The organism is Citrobacter sp. CK195, from assembly GCF_030333365.1.
Taxonomy (GTDB): domain Bacteria; phylum Pseudomonadota; class Gammaproteobacteria; order Enterobacterales; family Enterobacteriaceae; genus Citrobacter_B; species Citrobacter_B koseri.
On sequence record NZ_JAOWGB010000017.1, the window covers coordinates 164,652 to 184,668 of the forward strand.

General features: G+C 54.0%; 22 protein-coding genes. 12 read left to right on the forward strand and 10 right to left on the reverse strand.

The features are described 5' to 3' along the window. Nucleotides 1–67 precede the first annotated feature (67 nt). From mgrB to rlmA, 6 genes are all read left to right on the forward strand, one after another. Complete coding sequence (gene mgrB, locus OGX93_RS01630) at nt 68–211, forward strand: PhoP/PhoQ regulatory lipoprotein MgrB (RefSeq protein ID WP_024130265.1); 144 nt, start codon at nt 68–70, stop codon at nt 209–211. A gap of 74 nt (nt 212–285) precedes the next feature. Beyond that, complete coding sequence (locus OGX93_RS01635) at nt 286–573, forward strand: YebO family protein (protein WP_012132046.1); 288 nt, start codon at nt 286–288, stop codon at nt 571–573. Nucleotides 574–1,236: 663 nt separating this feature from the next. After that, nucleotides 1,237–1,380 carry a DUF2627 domain-containing protein gene (locus OGX93_RS01640; protein ID WP_001537930.1) on the forward strand — a complete coding sequence of 48 codons (144 nt, stop codon included), beginning with the start codon at nt 1,237–1,239 and terminating at the stop codon, nt 1,378–1,380. A gap of 12 nt (nt 1,381–1,392) precedes the next feature. Continuing rightward, complete coding sequence (gene cspE, locus OGX93_RS01645; RefSeq protein WP_001062678.1) at nt 1,393–1,602, forward strand: transcription antiterminator/RNA stability regulator CspE; 210 nt, start codon at nt 1,393–1,395, stop codon at nt 1,600–1,602. A 219-nt stretch (nt 1,603–1,821) separates the two neighbouring features. Beyond that, a complete protein-coding gene (gene ftsI2, locus OGX93_RS01650) occupies nt 1,822–3,567 on the forward strand; it encodes a peptidoglycan DD-transpeptidase FtsI2/PBP3(PARA) (RefSeq protein WP_286449254.1) in 1,746 nt (581 codons plus the stop codon). Nucleotides 3,568–3,630: 63 nt separating this feature from the next. Further along, nucleotides 3,631–4,440 carry a 23S rRNA (guanine(745)-N(1))-methyltransferase gene (rlmA, locus tag OGX93_RS01655; RefSeq protein WP_286449253.1) on the forward strand — a complete coding sequence of 270 codons (810 nt, stop codon included), beginning with the start codon at nt 3,631–3,633 and terminating at the stop codon, nt 4,438–4,440. Here rlmA and mntP read toward each other — a convergent pair. The 5 genes from mntP to manX form a co-directional block, all read right to left on the reverse strand. Then, nucleotides 4,437–5,003, reverse strand: a complete 567-nt coding sequence (gene mntP / locus OGX93_RS01660; RefSeq protein ID WP_115181548.1) for a manganese efflux pump MntP — start codon at nt 5,001–5,003, stop codon at nt 4,437–4,439. The genes rlmA and mntP overlap by 4 nt on opposite strands. Before the next feature lie 421 nt (nt 5,004–5,424). Next, nucleotides 5,425–5,883 carry a DUF986 family protein gene (locus tag OGX93_RS01665; protein WP_012132052.1) on the reverse strand — a complete coding sequence of 153 codons (459 nt, stop codon included), beginning with the start codon at nt 5,881–5,883 and terminating at the stop codon, nt 5,425–5,427. 55 nt (nt 5,884–5,938) lie between these two features. Beyond that, nucleotides 5,939–6,790 carry a PTS mannose transporter subunit IID gene (gene manZ, locus OGX93_RS01670; protein ID WP_012132053.1) on the reverse strand — a complete coding sequence of 284 codons (852 nt, stop codon included), beginning with the start codon at nt 6,788–6,790 and terminating at the stop codon, nt 5,939–5,941. Between the two features lie 12 nt (nt 6,791–6,802). After that, on the reverse strand, nt 6,803–7,603 hold the full coding sequence (gene manY / locus OGX93_RS01675) for a PTS mannose transporter subunit IIC (RefSeq protein ID WP_012132054.1): 801 nt from the start codon (nt 7,601–7,603) through the stop codon (nt 6,803–6,805). A gap of 58 nt (nt 7,604–7,661) precedes the next feature. Continuing rightward, nucleotides 7,662–8,627: a PTS mannose transporter subunit IIAB gene (manX, locus tag OGX93_RS01680; RefSeq protein WP_047463231.1), complete on the reverse strand. Its 966-nt coding sequence runs from the start codon at nt 8,625–8,627 to the stop codon at nt 7,662–7,664. A 315-nt stretch (nt 8,628–8,942) separates the two neighbouring features. Here manX and OGX93_RS22325 point away from each other — a divergent pair, with 315 nt between their 5' ends. Then, entirely contained in the window at nt 8,943–9,083 is a 141-nt protein-coding gene (locus tag OGX93_RS22325; RefSeq protein WP_371320444.1) for a protein YoaL, read from the forward strand. Next, entirely contained in the window at nt 9,071–10,630 is a 1,560-nt protein-coding gene (yoaE, locus tag OGX93_RS01685) for a CNNM family cation transport protein YoaE (protein ID WP_286449252.1), read from the forward strand. The genes OGX93_RS22325 and yoaE overlap by 13 nt, the downstream gene beginning before the upstream one ends. Before the next feature lie 26 nt (nt 10,631–10,656). On the opposite strand, the gene pdeD is transcribed toward yoaE, so the two are convergent. The 4 genes from pdeD to pabB form a co-directional block, all read right to left on the reverse strand. Beyond that, a complete protein-coding gene (gene pdeD / locus OGX93_RS01690; protein ID WP_012132058.1) occupies nt 10,657–12,255 on the reverse strand; it encodes a cyclic di-3',5'-guanosine monophosphate phosphodiesterase PdeD in 1,599 nt (532 codons plus the stop codon). 139 nt (nt 12,256–12,394) lie between these two features. Further along, nucleotides 12,395–13,759 (reverse strand): L-serine ammonia-lyase, encoded by a 1,365-nt coding sequence (gene sdaA / locus OGX93_RS01695; RefSeq protein ID WP_024130267.1) that lies wholly within the window; start codon nt 13,757–13,759, stop codon nt 12,395–12,397. Nucleotides 13,760–13,943: 184 nt separating this feature from the next. Continuing rightward, nucleotides 13,944–14,522 (reverse strand): CoA pyrophosphatase, encoded by a 579-nt coding sequence (locus OGX93_RS01700; RefSeq protein ID WP_012132061.1) that lies wholly within the window; start codon nt 14,520–14,522, stop codon nt 13,944–13,946. Nucleotides 14,523–14,525: 3 nt separating this feature from the next. Further along, nucleotides 14,526–15,887 carry an aminodeoxychorismate synthase component 1 gene (gene pabB, locus OGX93_RS01705; protein WP_286449250.1) on the reverse strand — a complete coding sequence of 454 codons (1,362 nt, stop codon included), beginning with the start codon at nt 15,885–15,887 and terminating at the stop codon, nt 14,526–14,528. A gap of 72 nt (nt 15,888–15,959) precedes the next feature. Between pabB and OGX93_RS01710 the strand changes: the two genes are divergently transcribed. Then, the gene (locus OGX93_RS01710) at nt 15,960–16,139 is read left to right on the forward strand and encodes a YoaH family protein (RefSeq protein WP_012132063.1); all 180 of its coding nucleotides are present in this window, start codon (nt 15,960–15,962) and stop codon (nt 16,137–16,139) included. Between the two features lie 7 nt (nt 16,140–16,146). On the opposite strand, the gene OGX93_RS01715 is transcribed toward OGX93_RS01710, so the two are convergent. Next, nucleotides 16,147–16,491 (reverse strand): RidA family protein, encoded by a 345-nt coding sequence (locus tag OGX93_RS01715; protein ID WP_012132064.1) that lies wholly within the window; start codon nt 16,489–16,491, stop codon nt 16,147–16,149. A gap of 129 nt (nt 16,492–16,620) precedes the next feature. On the opposite strand from OGX93_RS01715, the gene yoaA reads away from it, so the two are divergent. The 3 genes from yoaA to OGX93_RS01730 all read left to right on the forward strand — a co-directional run bounded on the left by yoaA (nt 16,621) and on the right by OGX93_RS01730 (nt 19,965). Continuing rightward, nucleotides 16,621–18,531, forward strand: coding sequence for a DNA repair helicase YoaA (gene yoaA, locus OGX93_RS01720; protein ID WP_012132066.1), 1,911 nt, complete (start codon nt 16,621–16,623; stop codon nt 18,529–18,531). Nucleotides 18,532–18,588: 57 nt separating this feature from the next. Continuing rightward, nucleotides 18,589–19,284, forward strand: coding sequence for a tRNA (adenosine(37)-N6)-threonylcarbamoyltransferase complex dimerization subunit type 1 TsaB (gene tsaB, locus OGX93_RS01725; protein ID WP_047463242.1), 696 nt, complete (start codon nt 18,589–18,591; stop codon nt 19,282–19,284). Nucleotides 19,285–19,383: 99 nt separating this feature from the next. Beyond that, nucleotides 19,384–19,965: a Slp family lipoprotein gene (locus tag OGX93_RS01730; protein WP_047463245.1), complete on the forward strand. Its 582-nt coding sequence runs from the start codon at nt 19,384–19,386 to the stop codon at nt 19,963–19,965. Nucleotides 19,966–20,017 lie beyond the last annotated feature (52 nt).

The window sequence follows — 20,017 nt, forward strand, 5'->3', positions numbered from 1 at the left end:
CCAGTTAGTTCCGGTTTAGATAACGCGTGGTAATTTGATGGCATAAGATGTGGATGCGGAGAGCGGAGTGAAAAAGTTTCGGTGGGTAATCCTGATTATTGTTGCGTTGGTATGTCTGCTGCTGTGGGCGCAGGTGTTCAACATAATGTGCGATCAGGATGTACAATTTTTCAACGGAATTTGTGCCATCAATAAATTTATCCCCTGGTGATAGCATTTTTACAACAGTTGATTACCTTCCCGTGTAGCAGTGGTAAAATACGGCGTCTACATTGAGGTGGTAACATGAACGAAGTTCTGAATTCTGGCGTACTGACTTTTACGTCTTTGATTGTATCGGTGGTGGTTCTGATTGTCGGGCTGGTCCTGTGGTTTTTTGTGAACCGGGCAAGTTCAAGAACAAATGAGCAGATTGAGCTGCTTGAAGCGCTGCTGGATCAGCAAAAGCGGCAAAATGCCTTGCTACGCCGTCTGTGCGAAGCTAACGAGCCTGAAAAAGTCGCTGAGGCCGAGTCTGAAGCGAAACCTCAGGAAGAGGATGACGATATCATCCGTCTGGTCGCTGAACGGTAACGACAAGCAGAGACAGGATGCGCGTCTGCCAGCCATTCCTTCAGGCAGGCCCATCCTGTTTTCATTAATGTAACCCTGTGTATACCAGGTCTGTTATTTCATTGATCATTTAATGCTTTAACTTAATCTCTCCTTAAATATATTTATCCATACGCTAATAATGTGATTATGTCGCTTTTGTGATAGCGATCGTTTTTATTAATAGCGAAACGTTTCTCTCACTTTTTTTGTGCATTGTCATCATTCTTTCATTATTTTGGTGCACAACCAAAGCACGTATTGGCTATCAGTGAAACGGATGAAAAATGGTCGAATACTTCGCATTTTTAAACAATATTGGTTTTTTTGCGTTGTGACAATTTATGCATTACAAAGCATAAAAAGTGATATCTGTTTACCGTATCGATAAGATCAACGCATGACCTGGAACAACCGAAGTTATTGAGCTATGGTAGAAAAGCCGCTGTACGGGCGTAAGCCTGTCGAAAGGCGCCTGGAGAAGCGAGAATATATCGTCGGGAACTGTGCCGCATAACTGTGCAGTTGATCTTTGATATCTCTCTGGATTTGTGCGACTGATCGAGACACGTTTAAAAATGGCTTGCCATAATTAACGTTGTATGTGATAACACGTTTTGGGTTAAACGAGGTACAGTTCTGTTTATGTGTGGCATTTTCAGTAAAGAAGTCCTGAGTAAACACGTTGACGTTGAATACCGCTTCTCTGCCGAACCTTATATTAGTGCCTCAAGCAGTAATGTCTCAGTTTTATCTATGTTATGCCTGCGGGCGAAGAAAACACTCTAAGGAATTTTGCAAATGGCAAAGATTAAAGGTCAAGTTAAGTGGTTCAACGAGTCTAAAGGTTTTGGCTTCATTACTCCGGCTGATGGCAGCAAAGATGTGTTCGTACACTTCTCCGCTATCCAGGGTAACGGCTTCAAAACTCTGGCTGAAGGCCAGAACGTTGAGTTCGAAATTCAGGACGGCCAGAAAGGTCCGGCTGCTGTTAACGTAACAGCTATCTGATCGACACCACTGATTTGAAGCGCCAAGGCGCATCAACCTCAGATATAAAGCCTCGCCAGTGCGGGGCTTTTTAATTCAGGTTCCTTCAAAATATTTCTGAATACACTTCTGTTAGCGCTTTGTTGCAAAGCCGCGATGTTCGTAGCATTGTTTTTCCCGCTTTCCCTCGTCAATTCCCGTTAAATCAATCACCTGAAAAACGACCTTGCTGGAGACCAGGTGAAAAAGAAAAGCGACGGCGCCGTGCGTAATTTTGCTCCTATCCGTTTTGCTCTGCTGTGCGTGGCGATTTTGCTGAGCATGGGGTTATTGCTGGGACGCGTGGCGTGGTTACAGATCATCACGCCGACAAATCTGGTTAAACAAGAGGACAGGCGTTCGTTACGTGAGGTCACCACGGCGTCGCCACGCGGCATGATTACCGACAGAGAAGGGCGTCCGTTAGCCGTTAGCGTGCCGGTCAATGCGGTCTGGGCCGACCCGAAGACGATCGTCAGTAAAGGCGGCGTGGGGTATAACCAACGCTGGCAGGCGCTGGCGCAGACGCTGCATCTTTCACTGGCTACGCTGGCTGAGCGGGTAAACAGCAATCCTGCCGGGCGGTTTATCTATCTGGCGCGCCAGATTTCGCCGCAGCAGGCCGAATGGATCGATAAGCTCAATCTTCCTGGCATTAACCTGCGTGAAGAGCCCCGGCGTTTTTATCCGGCAGGGCATGTGGCGGCCAACCTGATTGGCTTTACCAACATTGACGGGCAGGGGATTGAGGGGATTGAGAAAAGTTTTAATGCCCAACTGACGGGGAAACCCGGTTCCCGCCTTGTTCGCAAAGATAAGTTTGGTCATGTCATCGAGAACATAACCGAAACAAATCCTGTGCCGGCGCATGAGCTTCAGCTCAGTATTGATGAACGCCTACAGACAGTGACGGAGGATGCGCTGGATAACGCTGTCACCTGGAACAAAGCGGAGTCCGGCGCGGCGGTACTGGTCAACATCGCGACGGGGGAAATTCTGTCGATGGCAAGCTTCCCGGACTTTAATCCGAATAACCGGGAAGGCGCCGTGCTGGATGATTTTCGCAACCGTGCCATCAGCGATACCTTTGAACCGGGTTCCACGGTCAAGCCGCTGGTGATCATGACGGCGCTTCAGCAGGGCATTGTCCAGCCCGACAGCGTGATTGATACGCATCCGTTTAATCTTGACGGCCACCGGATTCGTGACGTGGGGTATTACCCGGAGCTGAGTTTGACCGGAATCCTGCAAAAATCGAGTGATACCGGCGTGTCGCGTCTCTCGCTCGCTATGCCGGTTCAACGACTGCTGGATACGTATAAAGGCTTTGGCTTTGGGCAGTCTACGGGACTGGGGCTCACCGGGGAGAGCAGCGGCTTACTGCCGCAGCGTCGTTACTGGAGCGATCTGGATCGGGCGACGTTTGCCTTCGGGTACGGTCTGATGGTGACGCCGCTCCAGCTGGCGCACGTATATGCCACCATCGGCAGTTTTGGTATCTACCGACCGCTTTCCATTACGCGTATCGATCCGCCCGTTGTGGGGACGCGTGTGATGCCCGCCGAACTGGTGCATCAGGTTGAGCATATGATGGAGAGCGTCGCGCTCCCCGGCGGGGGAGGAACCAAAGCCGCAGTCAGAGATTATCGCGTGGCGGTAAAAACCGGTACGGCGAAGAAAATCGGCGATGACGGTAAGTATGTCGATAAATACGTGGCCTATACGGCGGGCGTGGCTCCGGCCAGCGATCCGCAATTTGCGCTGGTGGTTGTGATTAACAATCCGCAAAATGGATCTTACTATGGCGGCGCGGTGTCGGCGCCGGTGTTCAGCCAGATTATGGGCGATGTTCTGCGCCTGGAAAACGTTAAACCGGACGGTATGCCCGCCGACTCCGACCACCTGTTAGTGATGCACGGCAACCGCCTGTCGTCCCCCTCGCTGTAAGTTATTTTCCCGGGGCGCAATTCGCGTTACACTTGCGCCCTAAAATTACCGGCCGGAGTTGTCATGTCGTTTTCTTGTCCCCTTTGTCATCAGCCACTTGCGCAGGTGAAAAACAGTTTTATCTGCCCACAACGGCATCAGTTTGATGTGGCGAAAGAGGGATACGTCAACCTGTTGCCCGTGCAGCATAAACGGTCACGGGACCCGGGCGACAGCGCCGAAATGATGCAGGCGCGGCGGGCATTCCTTGATGCCGGGCATTATCAGCCGTTGCGCGATGCCATCGTCAGGATACTTGCTGAACGGCTGGACGAAAATGCAACGTCGATTCTGGATATCGGCTGCGGTGAAGGGTATTACACGCATGCCTTCGCCGAAACGCTGGCGTCAGGCACTACATTTGGTCTGGATGTCGCGAAAGTCGCCATTAAAGCGGCGGCGAAACGTTATCCGCAGGTGACGTTTTGTGTGGCGTCAAGCCATCGTCTGCCTTTCGCCGACGCCTCTATGGATGCGATTGTCAGGATTTATGCCCCCTGTAAGGCTGAAGAGTTAGCGCGAGTGGTAAAACCGGGTGGTTGGGTAATCACCGCTACGCCGGGGCCGCGCCATCTGATGGCGCTAAAAGGGCTGATCTATGATGAAGTGCGCTTACATGCCCCGCATACTGAGCAGCTTGAAGGGTTTACGTTGCAGCAAAGCATGGCGTTAGGGTATGAGATGCGGTTGCGCGGTAATGAGGCCGTTGCGTTGCTCCAGATGACGCCTTTCGTCTGGCGTGCAAAACCTGACGTATGGGAGCGGCTGGCGGCTTGCCAGCAGTTTGATTGCCAGACGGATTTCAGCCTTCACATCTGGCAACGTGAGCGTTAACCGTGGAAGTGTGTCCAGAGGATCTGGGCGCCGATACCGATAAGTACAGCCCCGCCAAGAATTTCCGCCCGTTTGCCGAGCAGCGGGCCGATAAAGCGCCCCACCATGATGCCCAGCGTGGACATGATTAACGTGGCACAGCCGATAGCCAGCGCGGTCGCAATAATGTTCACCTGCAAGAACGCCAGACCGACGCCAACGGCCATCGCATCCAGGCTGGTGGCGATAGCGGTAGTGACCAGCAGCCAAAAACTGTGGCGGCGTAACGGCTCGTCATCTTCGTCATTACCGCCACGAACGCCTTCGATAATCATACGAATCCCCAGAAACACCAGCAGGATGAACGCAACCCAGTGATTCCATTCCAGCACGAATTTACTGGCCAGCATGCCCAGCCCCCAGCCAATCAACGGGGTGATCGTTTCAACCGCGCCGAAAATAAGGCCGGTGCGCAGGGCTTCGGAGAATTTAGGTTTGTGTAGCGTGGCGCCTTTACCAATCGATGCTGCGAAAGCATCCATTGACATGCCGAAAGCGAGAAGAACAGTTGCGGTGATATTCATAACAGCGTCCTGACCGGGGTTCCATAAAACACATCACTGCCCCCAGCGAACATGCATACCTGAACATGGCGTTCATAAGCTATGCATAGCAGTTGATGTGCATATGGTCTCGCCTGACTGAAAATAGAGTGATATCAGTCCGTACGCGCCACGTTTTTCAACGAGTATGTTGACACGTACATTTCCTGAGTCTGGAAATCGGCTACTCCCCAAATGACGGCGCAACATTAACATATTTTGAGAATATAAAACAACAATGGAGGAATATTATTTGACTTCTAATTGAAAACGATTTTCATTTAGATTTAATTATCAATAAAACGTTAAAATAAATAACAAATCAGGCGGGATGAATATAGCCTTAGCTATGTTTTTTTGTTCGCGAATATACTTAAAACATAGTTCAGGCTATATCTTTAACTCATTGAGATGAAACAAGAAGCTTATATATTCTTTCCAGATCGTCGATATTTCGTACGCGAATAAGCAGGCGCCGTTGTTCTAATTGCATCACCAGTACGCCATCTTCCGATAAATTCATCTCTTTAATACGGTTATATTCTATCCAGACATTGGCGAAGAAAAAACCTTTCTGTTTGAAGATGATCCTGGGGGCGCGAACCCAAAAAATATAAAACCCCATCAGCGCCAGTGCACATAATAACCATGTGGTAATTTGCGCGCCGTGACTGGTAACGTTGTTGTAGATAAGAATGGCGACCAGGCCGACGAAGATAACGCTATCAACACGACCACGACGCAGCAGAGGCACTGCAAGCAGAGTGGGGCCGTTACGGCGGGGCATGATGAACTGATCGTAGATGGCGTAAGCCAGTAACGCGACAATAAAAAGAACCAGCACCAGGTCCGTGACAGTCATTAATCCTCCAGATAAAAAAACCGGGGCCAAAGGGCCCCGGTAGTGTACAACAGAATTACAGACCCAGCAGGCCGCAAGCGTAACCGGCGATACCGATGACGAAGAAGCCAACGATGATCCACAGCGGGTTTACTTTCTTACGCAACAGCCACATACAGGCGAAGGTCAGCAGCAGCGGAACCAGACCCGGCATCAACTGATCGAGAATGGTCTGCACGGTGGTGACGTTTTCTTTACCCGTCTGGTCAGTGATGCGTGATACCACCAGCGGAATATTGACGTGCGTCCACTTGTTAACCAGCGCTCCCATGACAAACAGGCCGAGGATTGACGCCCCCTCAGTCAGTTTTTGCAGGAAGCCGCCGCCCATATCCTTAACGATATCGACGCCTTTACGGTAGCCGTAAGCCACGCCGTAGTAACGGGTCGCCAGACGCACCAGGTTAAACAGAATGAAGAACAGCAACGGTCCCAGCAGGCTGCCGCTCATCGCGATACCCGCGCCCAGCGCGGCGAATACCGGACGAACAGTACCCCAGAAGATCGGGTCGCCCACGCCTGCCAGCGGCCCCATCAGACCAACTTTGATACCGTTGATGGCACCATCGTCGATCTCCGCGCCGTTGGCGCGCTGTTCTTCCATCGCCAGCGTAACGCCCAGTACCGGAGCGGCAACGTAAGGATGGGTGTTGAAGAACTCCAGGTGACGTCTGATCGCCTGTTTACGCGCGTCGTTGTTTTCCGGGTACAGGCGTTTGATCGCCGGCACCATGGAGAAGCAGAAGCCCAGCGCCTGCATACGTTCGAAGTTCCATGACCCCTGGAACAGGTTAGAACGGATGAACACGCCACGAATATCACTCGGAGTGAGTTTTTTCTCAGTGGTAGTTTTAGTCATATCAACCATTTCGTTCACCTGTTAGTCCAGTTCGTTATCGAGATCGTTGTTACCAGCAGCCTGAGCTGGCGCACCGGCTACGCGGTTATATTTCGGGCTCAGCTGGATGTAGAGGATGGCCATTACCGCGCCAATTACGCCCAGAGCAACCAGGTTGAAGTTAGTGAATGCCGCAGTGACGAAGCCGAGGTAGAAGAACGGCATCAGATAGCCCGCGCGCATCATGTTGATGACCATTGCGTAACCGACAACCACGATCATGCCGCCGGCGATGTTCAGACCGCTGGTCACGACTTCCGGGATCGCATTCAGCATGCCCTGAACTTCACTGGTGCCGACAGAAATCGCCACGATAACCGCCGGAATCGCGATACGCATTGCCTGTAGGAACAGGGAGGATACGTGGATCCAGGACAGTGCCGTCAGGTTGCCGCTATCGGCCGCTTTATCCGCCGCGTGCTGGAATGCCACGGTGATGGTACGTACGATGATGGTCAGCACCTGACCTGCGGCCGCCAGTGGAATCGCCAGCGCGATACCTGCGCCAATGCCTTGATGACCGGCGATAACCAGCACGGTTGAAATAATGGAAGCCAGCGCGGCATCAGGCGCAACGGCAGCACCGATGTTCATCCAGCCAAGCGCGATCATTTCCAGGGTACCACCGATGATAATACCGGTTTTCATGTCCCCAAGAACGGCACCGATTAGCGTACAGGCCACCAATGGACGGTGGAACTGAAATTCATCAAGTACCGACTCCATACCCGCGATACATGCGACGATGAACACCAGCACAATCTGAAGAGTGGTAATCTCCATTGTACTTCTCCTATTGCTATACAGACTTAAGTGTGAATGCTAATTAAATGCCGGGTGGTTATTTCGCCACTTTGGCAATCAAATCCATCATTTTCAGTTTCTGATCGGTGGAAACTTTACGAACCTCAAGCTCGATACCGCGTTCGTTGAGCTTTTTAAAGGCGTCGATATCGGTCTCGTCGACGGAAACGGCGTTATTAACCTGCGTTTTACCCTGACGGAAAGCCATACCGCCAATGTTTACGGAAGTCACTTTCACGCCGCCTTCAACGATACGTTCCACATCGGTAGGGTTGGTGAACAGCAGCATCACACGTTCGCCTGCGTATTTCGGGTTGTTGTAGACACGAATCATCTTGGCAACGTCTACCACATGCGCCGTTACGCCCGGAGGTGCCACCTGTGTTAACAGCGTTTTACGTACGGTGTCCGCCGCAACTTCATCACTCACGACGATGATGCGGGTGACGTTGGTCTCTTTGGTCCAGCGGGTGGCGACCTGGCCGTGAATCAAACGGTCATCGATACGGGCGAGACCGATTACCATGTAATCGTTGGGTCCCATTGGTTTAGCGGGCGCCGCCGCTTTTGGCGCAGCAACCGGCGCCGGAGCGGCTTTTTCAACCGGTTTCGCTTTCAGCGCTTTCACGCCTTCACGACCGGTTTCTACCGCCAGAGCGACTAATTCGTCAAAGCTCGGATTGTCATCGCGGGCCATGAACGTTTCCACCAGCATCGGAATATTGACGCCAGCAATGACTTCATAGTGCTCTTTGTCGACGACAATACGGCTGGCAGCATTAAATGGACTGCCTCCCCATGTATCAACGAGAAACAGCACGCCTTTGCTGGTATCGAGTTTTGCCAACTGAGCGTTGTACTTTTCAATCAGCGTTTCGGCATTTTCGCCTGGAACGAAATCGATCCAGCCGACGTTTTCCTGCTCGCCTAACAGCATTTCTGCTGTTTTAAGTAACTGCTCTGCAGCCCAACCATGTGTGCCTATAACAATAGCAATGGTCACTTGCTACCTCCTTTATTATCGTTAACACATCAACGTGACAGATGTATTTTGAATCGCCGTCCGCACTCGAATCGATTCAGATAAGGGTTATAATGAAAAAACAGTTATTTCCGGGAATTATTTTAGATAGCGAAAAAAATATTTTATGTGATGAAGATCCGCAATTTAGCTTTCACATCAGAGAAATTTCGTAGTGTAAAATATCCCTGTAACATCTCATTGCAAAGGAAGGTAAATCTTTGCCAAAAAGACATTGTCTCTGTTATGTTTAGCTTCCGTTTAATTAGTAAGGAGTATAGGGCAGTAGCCCGCCGTATGGATCGTCACCGACGTCATTTCACTTTAAGGCCGTATCAGGCCTGTCTGTCTGGCTCTTTTGGCCGCAACCTTAATTCGCATATTGCTTTCTCGCCTGTTCGCTATTCCTTAAGCAGGAGCTTGTCATGGAATTCTTAATGGACCCCTCAATCTGGGCGGGTTTGCTCACGCTTGTTATCCTCGAAATTGTTCTGGGTATTGATAACCTGGTCTTTATCGCGATTCTGGCTGACAAGCTGCCGCCAAAGCAGCGTGATAAGGCGCGTCTTATCGGTTTGTCGCTGGCGCTGGTGATGCGCCTGGTCCTGCTGTCCATCATTTCGTGGATGGTGACCTTAACGAAACCGCTCTTTACCGTCTGGGATCTCACCTTCTCAGGGCGCGATCTGATCATGCTCATCGGGGGTCTCTTCCTCCTGTTTAAGGCCACGACGGAGCTGCATGAGCGCCTGGAAAACCGCGAGCATGACTCGGGGCACGGCAAAGGCTATGCGAGTTTCTGGGTCGTGGTAACGCAGATCGTTATCCTTGATGCCGTCTTCTCCCTTGACGCGGTAATTACCGCCGTGGGTATGGTTAACCATCTGCCGGTGATGATGGCTGCCGTGGTGATTGCGATGGCGGTAATGCTGCTGGCGTCTAAGCCGCTTACCCGTTTCGTCAACCAGCATCCGACGGTTGTAGTGCTCTGTCTGAGCTTCCTGTTGATGATCGGTCTGAGCCTGGTGGCGGAAGGTTTTGGCTTCCATATTCCGAAAGGGTATCTGTACGCTGCTATCGGTTTCTCAATCGTCATCGAATTGTTCAACCAGATTGCGCGTCGTAACTTTATTCGCCATCAGTCAACGTTACCGCTGCGTGCACGCACCGCAGACGCCATCCTGCGACTGATGGGCGGTAAACGTCAGGCGAGCGCGCAGCACGAGTCTGACAGCCCGGCGACGGTGCCTGTACCTGAAGGCGCGTTTGCTGAAGAAGAGCGTTATATGATCAACGGCGTGCTGACCCTGGCGTCCCGTTCGCTGCGCGGCATCATGACGCCTCGCGGTGAAATCAGCTGGGTGGATGCTGACCTGAGCGTGGATGAAATCCGCGAACAGTTACTCTCTTCTCCGCACAGCCTGTTCCCGGTGTGTCGCGGCGAACTGGATGAGATCATCGGTATTGTTCGCGCGAAAGAACTGCTGGTGGCGCTGGAAGAGGGCGTGGATGTGGCCGCGATTGCTTCGGAATCACCAGCGATTGTCGTCCCGGAAACGCTGGACCCGATTAATCTGCTGGGCGTCCTGCGTCGCTCTCGCGGCAGCTTCGTCATCGTCACCAACGAGTTTGGCGTCGTGCAGGGGCTGGTTACGCCGCTGGACGTGCTGGAAGCGATTGCCGGTGAGTTCCCGGATGCCGACGAAACGCCAGAGATCATTACCGAAGCGGGCGGCTGGCTGGTGAAGGGGGGAACGGATCTGCATGCCCTGCAACAGGCGCTGGATGTCGATAACCTGGTGAACGACGAGGAAGACATCGCCACCGTCGCTGGATTGGTTATCGCCGTAAACGGTCATATCCCGCAGGTGGGCGATGTTATCGACGTTGCGCCGCTTCATATCACGATTGTCGAAGCGAACGACTACCGTGTTGATTTGGTTCGTATTGTTAAAGAACAACCTGCTCACCACGAAGACGAATAAGCGCCGTTCCCCGGTAAAACCGGGATCTAACGAAACGGCATAACGGGCGTCATGTGTCCGTTATGCCGGGCGGGCGGCGGTGCGCTACCCGCCAGCCACTGAGGAAAATCGTGAAGCGGCATAGGCCTTGCAAACAGAAATCCCTGCAACGCCTGAACGCCGTGTCCCCGCAAATATTGCGCCTGCTCTCGCGTTTCAACGCCTTCCGCCACCAGTTCAATATTCAGTCTTTGCCCCAGCGCGATGATGATATCGGTCACCGTGGAGTTCACCGCATCAGTACCGATCGCCGCGGTAAATGATTTGTCGATCTTCAGCACGTCCGGGCGCAATTTCTCCAGCCATGACAGCGAGCTGTTGCCGGTGCCAAAGTCATCAATGGCGAGCTTCACCCCTTTGCGGTGAAGTTCACGCATCAGCCGATAATCGACGTCCAGTAAGGCATCCCGTTCCGTCAGCTCAAGCACAAGTTGCTGAACAGGATGGGCGCTGAACCAGTAATGATTGAGATCTTTTAATAGCATGCCATGACGAAAATGGCTGGCCGCAACGTTGATGCCGATATGGAACTGGCTGTTCATCGGGAAGAAATGCCGCTGCCGAATGGTTTCCGCAATGACATAGCGGGTAAGGGGGGCGATCAGGTTGTGTTCTTCGGCGATAGGGATAAAAACATCGGGAGAAATCCATCCCTGTCGCGGGTTATTCCAGCGCAGCAGGATCTCAACCCCCACGCATTGCTGCGTACGAGCATTTAACAGCGGCTGGCAAAACAGTTCAAATTCACGGGCGGCAAGGGCGAGATTGATCTCCCATGAAAAACTCATTCTGCTGGCCGTTGCCAGCCAGGCAAGGTATCCCACCAGTAAACTCAGCATCACCGCCAGCGGCAGCTGCGTCGGCAGGTGGCGTAGCGCCAGCTCGCCAGCGCCGGGCCCCGTCACGCTGATGGTGAAGGGGAAGTGCTGGGATGCGCGCTGATAACGTTTTTCACCGTTCAGGGCGGGTAGCGCCTCCACCACCCCCTGACCATAGAGTAAGTGGCGGTTGCCGACCGTCAGGCTTGCGCTGGCGATCTGCGGCTGTTGCGGTTCAAGCAGCATCATCGCCAGAAGATCAATATTGACGATCTCAAAGAGCCCGTTTTTGCCATCAGGCGATGACGGATACCACTGAATCAGAATCGGGCTGTCTTTGAGCAGGGACTGATCGGTAGACAGCAGCAACAGGTTGTTCGGCGCAGGCAGATCGGGTTGTAGCTGGTGAATCGGCACGTCGCGTGAGCCAAAGATACTGGAGCAGTAGAGAATACCGTTCTGAACCAGACCAATGGAACGCACGGTTTGCAGTCTGGCGACCTGCTTACGCAAGGGAAAATGCGCGGCCGGGCAGGGTTGTCCTACCAGGGGCAGCAGGAGATCGCGCCCTGCCTGTAGAGGGCGGAGCACTTCATCCAGCGTCTCTACGGCGTGAGCGGCGAACGTTTCGGTGCGATGCTGATTTATATTTCGCTCCGAAATAAATCGGACACTCAATGTGAGGATAAGCGTGATCAGCGCACAGACCGTGCAGACGATGAAACGATTGCGGCGATAATTTTTAATGATCCGTTGTGCTGTTTGCATGCGGGCCGCCTGATAAGCCGTTGGTCACAAAAGCCAATTGCAACACAGCAAGTGTAGTGGGGAAATTTACCGCAGACGAGATTGATGAGAAAAATTCGCCCATCAGTGGGAGATGGGCGAAGTGGCAGGCTATGTTTTGTCAATCACACTGGACTTTAATCGCCAGTCCGCCGCGTGATGTTTCGCGGTATTTCGCGTTCATGTCCTTGCCGGTTTCGTACATGGTCTCAATGACTTTATCCAGCGAGACGCGCGGGGCGCTGGTACGGCGCATTGCCATACGCGCCGCGTTGATCGCTTTTACCGAAGCAATCGCGTTACGCTCGATACACGGCACCTGAACCTGACCGGCAACCGGGTCACAGGTCAGCCCCAGGTTGTGCTCCATGCCGATTTCCGCGGCGACGCACACCTGCTCCGGGCTGGCCCCAAGCAGCTCCGCCAGTCCTGCCGCCGCCATTGAGCAGGCGACGCCGACTTCCCCCTGGCAGCCGACTTCGGCGCCGGAAATCGAGGCGTTCATCTTGTACAGCGCGCCGATAGCGCCAGCGGCCAGGAAGTAACGGGTGTAGATATCCGGGCTGACGGGTTCAATGAAGTGGTCATAGTAAGCCAGCACCGCAGGCACGATCCCGCAAGCGCCGTTGGTCGGCGCCGTAACGACACGCCCGCCCGCGGCGTTTTCTTCGTTTACCGCCAGCGCAAACATGTTGACCCAGTCAATGACGTTCATCGGGTCGCTGGACAGTTTGTCGCTGGAAACCAGCATGCGACGCAGTGCGGAAGCACGACGCGGAACGCGCAGCGGCCCCGGCAGAACCCCTTCGGTATTCATCCCGCGATCGATACACGCCTGCATGGTCTGCCAGACGTTGGCGAAATACTCTTCGATTTCCTTTTTGCTGTGCAGCGCCAGTTCGTTCTGCATCACCATCCCGGAGAGCGACAGACCGGTGCTGTTGCAATATTCCAGCATTTCGGTCGCCGATTTAAACGGATAAGGGACGCTGACCTCATTGGCGGCGTCCTGACCAAAATGCTCTTCATCGACAATAAAGCCGCCGCCGATGGAATAATACGTTTTGCTATAAATGACGGTTTCGCCATTGTACGCGTGGATCTGCATTCCATTTTCATGCAATGGCAGGTTGCCATTGTGAAAACGCATCCCGTTATCCTGGGGAAAATCCACTTCGTGCTGGCCCTGCGCCAGTAACAGGCGACCGCGCGCTTCAACGTCGCGAATAAAACCAGGGATGCTGTCAATATCCACGGTGGCAGGTTCGTTACCCGCCAGACCCATAATAATGGCGATATCGGTGTGGTGACCTTTACCCGTGAGCGACAGTGAACCATACACGTCGACGGCGACACGGGTAACGCTATCCAGTAATCCTTTTTCGACCAGGTCATCGACGAACTGTTTACCCGCCTTCATAGGCCCTACAGTATGGGAGGATGAGGGACCAATCCCCACCTTAAACATGTCGAATAGACTAATCACGATAATACTCCTGACAGGGTGACCGGGCTTCCCGGTTACGATGTAATAACTGCGCATAGTGTAAGAGGGAACGCGGCGATCGGCTTAACTATTCACATGAATTAAACTAATGGATAACCACGTATTTACTAATGTTGGGACGGGAATCTCAAGTTGTGTTCTGCGCGTGTAAAGATAAGTATAGTCAGGGTCTCACGCCAATTTGCAGCGCCAGCTCACGAATTATTCCGGCGGTCATTCCCCAGACGAAATAATGCTCATACCACGAAAGCCATACGCGATGTGAATCGCCGCGTCGATAAATATCCAGCGGATGATAACGCCCCAGACGCAGAGCTTCTGAAAGCGGCATCTCAAAGACAGAGGCCACCTCATCTTCGCTGGCGTGATAATGCAGATTCGGGGGAATAATGCCGACCACCGGCGTAACCTGAAAACCCGTGACGCTGTCTACGGGCGGCAGCACGCCAATCACTTCGACGGATTCCGGCGGGATCGCCACCTCTTCCTGCGCTTCACGCAGCGCAGCGGCAATCAGCGACGCATCGCTGCTGTCAACGGCGCCGCCGGGGAACGCGACCTGACCGGCGTGTTTGCGCAGGCGCGCTGAACGCTGAGTCAGCAATAGACCCGGCCGGGCGCGGCGAACCACCGGGATCAGCACGGCAGCCTGACGACGGTTTAACGTCTCACCATTCACCTGCGGGCGCAAAAGTTGAAAGCGTGATAAAAAATCATCAAGGGTCAGGCTGCTGTTTTCCACGACTCAGTTCTCCAGTTGCTGCAAAATTCGATTCACTTTATCAAACGTCTCCTGATATTCCGCGTCCTCCTGGCTGTCCGCTACGATGCCGCCGCCCGCAGAGCAATAGAGATGCCCGTCTACAGCGGTAAGCGTGCGGATCGTGATGCTGGTATCCATGTTGCCGCAAAAACTCAGGTAGCCGATGCTGCCGCACCAGGCGTTGCGCCTGTGCGGCTCCAGCGCGTCAATGATCTCCATCGCCCGGACTTTTGGCGCGCCGGTAATCGAACCGCCAGGAAAAGCGGCGCGCAGCAGATCGGTGGCATGTAAATTATCGGGCAAACGGGCGGTAATGGTACTGACAAGATGATGTACCGCCGGGAAGGGTTCAACCACAAACAACTCGGGAACCTTGACCGACCCCGGAACGGCAACGCGGCCGACGTCGTTACGCATCAAATCGACAATCATCAGGTTTTCTGCGCGGTCTTTTGCCGACATCGCGAGCGTTAGCGCCTGCTGGCGATCCGCCTGCGGGTCGTCCAGACGGGGAAGGGTGCCTTTGATTGGGCGAGTCTGAATGTGACCCTCTTCGGACTGAATAAAGCGCTCGGGAGAAAGGCTCAGAATCGCACCGTCCTCCAGGCGCAAAAACGCGCTGAACGGGGCGCGGTTAGCGTGATTAAGCCGCACGAAGGCCAGCCATTCATCTCCCTGATAGTCAGCCTGAAAACGCTGGGCGAGGTTAACCTGATAACAGTCGCCGCTGTGCAGCCAGCTCTGCACCTGGCGGAATTTTTCACCGTACTGCGCGCGGGTCATGTTTGATTGCCATGCGGAGGTCAACGCGAAGGGCTTTCGCACCGGCGCCTGCTGGCGCGCCAGCCACTCAAGGCGAGCGTGAACATCGGTATGGCTCAGCAGAGAGACGGTCTGTCTGCGATGATCGACGATTAAGGCCCAGTCGTAAATGCCGATCGCCATATCCGGCAGGGTGATATCGCGCTGTGCGAGCGTGGGCAGGGATTCAAAACGGCGGCCAAGGTCGTAACCTAACAGCCCCAGCGCGCCGCCCTGAAACGGCAGATTGGGGTCATATGGCGGCTGGATGCCCGCAGACGCCAGCGCCGCCTGCAACACGGTCATGGGATCGTCAGAGGTCGTGGTCGTGCCATGCTTATCGCGCACGCGGGTCTCTTCGCCGTGTGTTGACAGCGTTGCCACGGGGTCGGCCACCAGAATATCAAAACGATTATGCGGATGTTCAGCATGACCGGAATGCAGCAGCATGGCCCAGGGCTGATGGCTCAGCGGGGCAAAATAGTACTCGGCGGCGTCCGGGCGCCACGGTAAAATAATAACAGCGGGTGATAATGTCTTCATCGGTCCTGGTCTACTGGCTATGTGCCGGGTAGCATGAAATAATTAGCGCAGACAATTTAGCAGGAGTTAACAATGTTTGCAGGTTTACCTTCACTCAGCCACGAGCAGCAACAAAAAGCGGTAGAGCGCATTCAGGAACTGATGTCGCAAGGAATGAGCAGCGGACAGGCAATCGCGCAGGTGGCGGATGAACTGCGCGCCACCCATACCGGCGAGCGGATCGTGGCGCGTTTTGAGGATGAGGACGAATAACGTCGCATTACACTGCGGCGATAATCTTGATCTCAACTCTGTATTTCGGGTTCATCAGCCCGGCCTGCACCGTGCAACGTACTGGCGCGTGACCGGCAACGACCCACGCGTCCCAGGCTTTATTCATGGCGGCAAAATCGCTTTTATCGGCCAGGAAAATAGTGGCATCAAGAATACGTGACTTACGGGTGCCCTGTTTTTCCAGCGCCGCATCAATTTGCGCCAGCGTGTTGGCGGTCTGTTCAAACGCATCGGCGTCGAGGTTTTCCGGCACACCGGTGTAATAAAGCGTGTTGTTATGGATTACTACATCAGACCAACGATCTTCGGCATCAATACGTATGATAGTCATAAATCATTCCTCGTTAACTTTCCGTTCGACGCGGCAAGACTGCCATAATGTTGCGTTGCCGTCACCTCTTCAACTGGCGTAAGCGACGGCGTCCTGACATAATCCCTGTTCAAATCAACAGGGGGTAGTGTGACGGACGATTTTGCAGCAGACGGTCAGTTGGCTAAAGCGATACCGGGATTTAAACCGCGCGAACCACAGCGGCAGATGGCCGTTGCCGTCACGCATGCTATTGAAAAATCACAACCGCTTGTTGTCGAAGCCGGGACGGGAACAGGCAAAACTTATGCCTACCTCGCGCCGGCGTTACGCGCCGGAAAAAAAGTGATCATCTCGACGGGATCGAAAGCATTGCAGGATCAGCTCTACAGTCGCGATCTTCCCACCGTCTCAAACGCCCTCAAATTCACCGGTAAACTGGCGTTGTTGAAAGGGCGCTCTAACTATCTTTGTCTGGAACGTCTCGAACAGCAAGCGCTGGCGGGCGGCGATTTGCCGGTACAAATTTTAAGCGATGTGATTTTGCTGCGTTCGTGGTCGAATCAAACCGAAGACGGCGACATCAGTACCTGCGTCAGCGTAGCGGAAGACTCGCAGGCGTGGCCGCTGGTCACCAGCACCAATGACAACTGTCTGGGCAGCGACTGCCCGCTGTATAAAGACTGTTTTGTGGTTAAAGCGCGTAAAAAGGCGATGGACGCCGATGTGGTTATCGTCAACCACCATCTTTTCCTCGCGGATATGGTGGTCAAAGAGAGTGGGTTTGGCGAACTGATCCCGGAGGCGGAGGTGATGATCTTCGATGAGGCCCACCAGCTTCCTGATATCGCCAGCCAGTATTTCGGCCAGTCGCTCTCCAGCCGACAGCTCCTCGACCTGGCGAAAGATTTTACCATCGCCTACCGCACGGAATTGAAAGATACTCAGCAGTTGCAGAAATGCGCCGACCGACTGGCGCAGAGCGCGCAGGATTTTCGCCTGCAACTGGGCGAGCCGGGCTATCGCGGAAATTTACGTGAGCTGCTGGCCGACCCACGGGTACAGCGCGCGCTATTGCTGCTCGACGATACGCTTGAGCTTTGCTACGACGTGGCAAAACTATCTCTGGGGCGTTCCGCATTGCTGGATGCCGCTTTCGAGCGTGCGACCTTGTATCGCGCGCGGCTGAAACGCTTAAAAGAGATCAACCAGCCAGGGTACAGCTACTGGTACGAATGCACGTCGCGCCATTTCACGCTGGCGCTTACCCCGCTTACGGTCGCGGATAAATTCAAAGAGGTGATGGCGCAGAAACCCGGCAGCTGGATTTTTACCTCTGCCACGCTGTCGGTGAACGACGATCTCCATCACTTTACGGCGCGGCTGGGCATTGAACAGGCCGAATCGATGCTGTTGCCCAGTCCGTTCGACTATACCCGCCAGGCGCTGTTGTGCGTGCCGCGTAACCTGCCGCAGACCAACCAGCCGGGCTCTGCCCGACAGCTGGCGGCAATGTTAAGACCGATCATCGAAGCTAACAATGGCCGCTGCTTTATGCTGTGTACGTCGCATGCCATGATGCGCGATCTGGCGGAACAGTTCCGCGCCACCATGACGCTGCCCGTCCTGTTGCAGGGCGAGACCAGCAAAGGTCAACTGCTGCAACAGTTCGTCAGCGCCGGTAATGCGCTACTGGTCGCAACCAGCAGCTTCTGGGAAGGGGTGGATGTGCGCGGTGATACGCTGTCGCTGGTGATTATCGATAAATTACCTTTTACCTCTCCTGACGATCCCTTGCTGAAAGCGCGGATGGAGGATTGTCGTCTGCGCGGCGGCGATCCGTTTGATGAAGTGCAGCTACCCGACGCGGTCATCACGCTGAAACAGGGGGTGGGGCGTCTGATTCGCGATTCTGACGATCGTGGGGTGTTGGTGATTTGTGATAACCGGCTGGTGATGCGACCGTACGGTGCCACCTTCCTGGCGAGCCTGCCGCCCACGCCGCGCACCCGGGACATCGCCCGCGCCGTCAGATTTCTCGCCATACCAACGGCCGAGTAATTTGTTACGGAGTATGGTAAGATGCGCGCCATTTTATTGATTTAAGCACGAAGACCCATGCGAATTCTGGCTATCGATACCGCCACAGAAGCGTGTTCCGTTGCCCTGTGGAATGACGGTAATATCAACGCTCATTTTGAGCTTTGCCCACGAGAACATACCCAACGTATTTTGCCGATGGTGCAGGATATCCTGGCCGCCAACAGCATTACGCTTACCGATATCGACGCGCTGGCGTTTGGTCGCGGCCCCGGCAGTTTTACCGGCGTGCGCATTGGCATTGGCATTGCGCAGGGGCTGGCGCTGGGCGCGAACCTGCCGATGACTGGCGTTTCAACGCTGGCGACAATGGCGCAGGGCGCCTGGCGTAAAAGCGGCGCGACGCGCGTGCTGGCGGCGATTGACGCACGTATGGGCGAAGTCTACTGGGCGGAATACCAGCGTGATGAAAATGGCGTCTGGCACGGGGAAGAGACCGAGGCTGTGTTAAATCCCGGGCTGGTTAGCGAACGGTTGAAGCAGCTTTCCGGGGAGTGGGCTACTGTTGGCACAGGCTGGCCTGCATGGCCTGATCTGGGTAAAGACAGCGGTCTGGCTTTGCGCGATGGCGACGTTCTGCTTCCGGCGGCGGAGGATATGCTGCCTCTCGCCAGTCAGATGCTGGCAGCGGGGAAAACCGTCGCGGTTGAACAGGCCGAACCGGTTTATTTACGTAACAACGTCGCGTGGAAGAAACTTCCGGGCAAAGAATGAATCTCAGTATTATCACCCTGAATAATTTGAACGTAGCTGTTACACACAGGTAGTTTGAAGTATGACGAGAATATGTGCTGAGAAAAAAGGAGTCGCACTATGGCGGTTCAACAACAGGTAATGAAAGGAATTCTGGCGGGAGTGGTCGCGTTAACGTTGAGTGGCTGCGTTACCGTCCCGGATGCCATCAAAGGTTCCAGTCCCACGCCGCAGCAGGATCTGGTGCGGGTTATGAATGCGCCGCAGCTGTACGTCGGCCAGGAAGCGCGTTTTGGCGGTAAAGTGGTGGATGTGCAAAACCAGCAGGGAAAAACGCGGCTGGAAATCGCCAGCGTGCCGCTTGATAACGGCGCGCGTCCGATCCTCGGTGAGGCTTCGCGAGGGCGGATTTATGCCGACGTGAACGGCTTCCTTGACCCGGTAGACTTCCGTGGGCAACTGGTGACGGTCGTCGGGCCGATTACCGGCACGGTGGACGGTAAGGTCGGCAGTACGCCGTATAAGTTTATGCTGATGCAGGCAACGGGCTATAAACGCTGGCACCTTACTCAGCAGATCGTCATGCCGCCGCAGCCGATCGATCCCTGGTTCTACGGTGGACGAGGCTGGCCGTACGGCTATGGCGGTTGGGGATGGTATAACCCAGGCCCCGCACAGGTTCAAACGATCGTAACTGAATAACCCCTTGTTTTATCAATAAAAGAGACAGCGGCTGGTCCGCTGTTTCTGCATT

Excerpts from the sequence above, each read along its gene's own strand:
- OGX93_RS01635 (WP_012132046.1), top strand. The coding sequence starts at position 286 with ATGAACGAAGTTCTGAATTCTGGCGTACTGACTTTTACGTCTTTGATT.
- OGX93_RS01640 (WP_001537930.1), top strand. The coding sequence starts at position 1,237 with ATGTGTGGCATTTTCAGTAAAGAAGTCCTGAGTAAACACGTTGACGTT.
- cspE (WP_001062678.1), top strand. The coding sequence starts at position 1,393 with ATGGCAAAGATTAAAGGTCAAGTTAAGTGGTTCAACGAGTCTAAAGGT.
- rlmA (WP_286449253.1), top strand. The coding sequence starts at position 3,631 with ATGTCGTTTTCTTGTCCCCTTTGTCATCAGCCACTTGCGCAGGTGAAA.
- mntP (WP_115181548.1), bottom strand. The coding sequence starts at position 5,003 with ATGAATATCACCGCAACTGTTCTTCTCGCTTTCGGCATGTCAATGGAT.
- OGX93_RS01665 (WP_012132052.1), bottom strand. The coding sequence starts at position 5,883 with ATGACTGTCACGGACCTGGTGCTGGTTCTTTTTATTGTCGCGTTACTG.
- manZ (WP_012132053.1), bottom strand. The coding sequence starts at position 6,790 with ATGGTTGATATGACTAAAACTACCACTGAGAAAAAACTCACTCCGAGT.
- manY (WP_012132054.1), bottom strand. The coding sequence starts at position 7,603 with ATGGAGATTACCACTCTTCAGATTGTGCTGGTGTTCATCGTCGCATGT.
- OGX93_RS22325 (WP_371320444.1), top strand. The coding sequence starts at position 8,943 with ATGGATCGTCACCGACGTCATTTCACTTTAAGGCCGTATCAGGCCTGT.
- yoaE (WP_286449252.1), top strand. The coding sequence starts at position 9,071 with ATGGAATTCTTAATGGACCCCTCAATCTGGGCGGGTTTGCTCACGCTT.
- pdeD (WP_012132058.1), bottom strand. The coding sequence starts at position 12,255 with ATGCAAACAGCACAACGGATCATTAAAAATTATCGCCGCAATCGTTTC.
- pabB (WP_286449250.1), bottom strand. The coding sequence starts at position 15,887 with ATGAAGACATTATCACCCGCTGTTATTATTTTACCGTGGCGCCCGGAC.
- OGX93_RS01710 (WP_012132063.1), top strand. The coding sequence starts at position 15,960 with ATGTTTGCAGGTTTACCTTCACTCAGCCACGAGCAGCAACAAAAAGCG.
- OGX93_RS01715 (WP_012132064.1), bottom strand. The coding sequence starts at position 16,491 with ATGACTATCATACGTATTGATGCCGAAGATCGTTGGTCTGATGTAGTA.
- tsaB (WP_047463242.1), top strand. The coding sequence starts at position 18,589 with ATGCGAATTCTGGCTATCGATACCGCCACAGAAGCGTGTTCCGTTGCC.
- OGX93_RS01730 (WP_047463245.1), top strand. The coding sequence starts at position 19,384 with ATGGCGGTTCAACAACAGGTAATGAAAGGAATTCTGGCGGGAGTGGTC.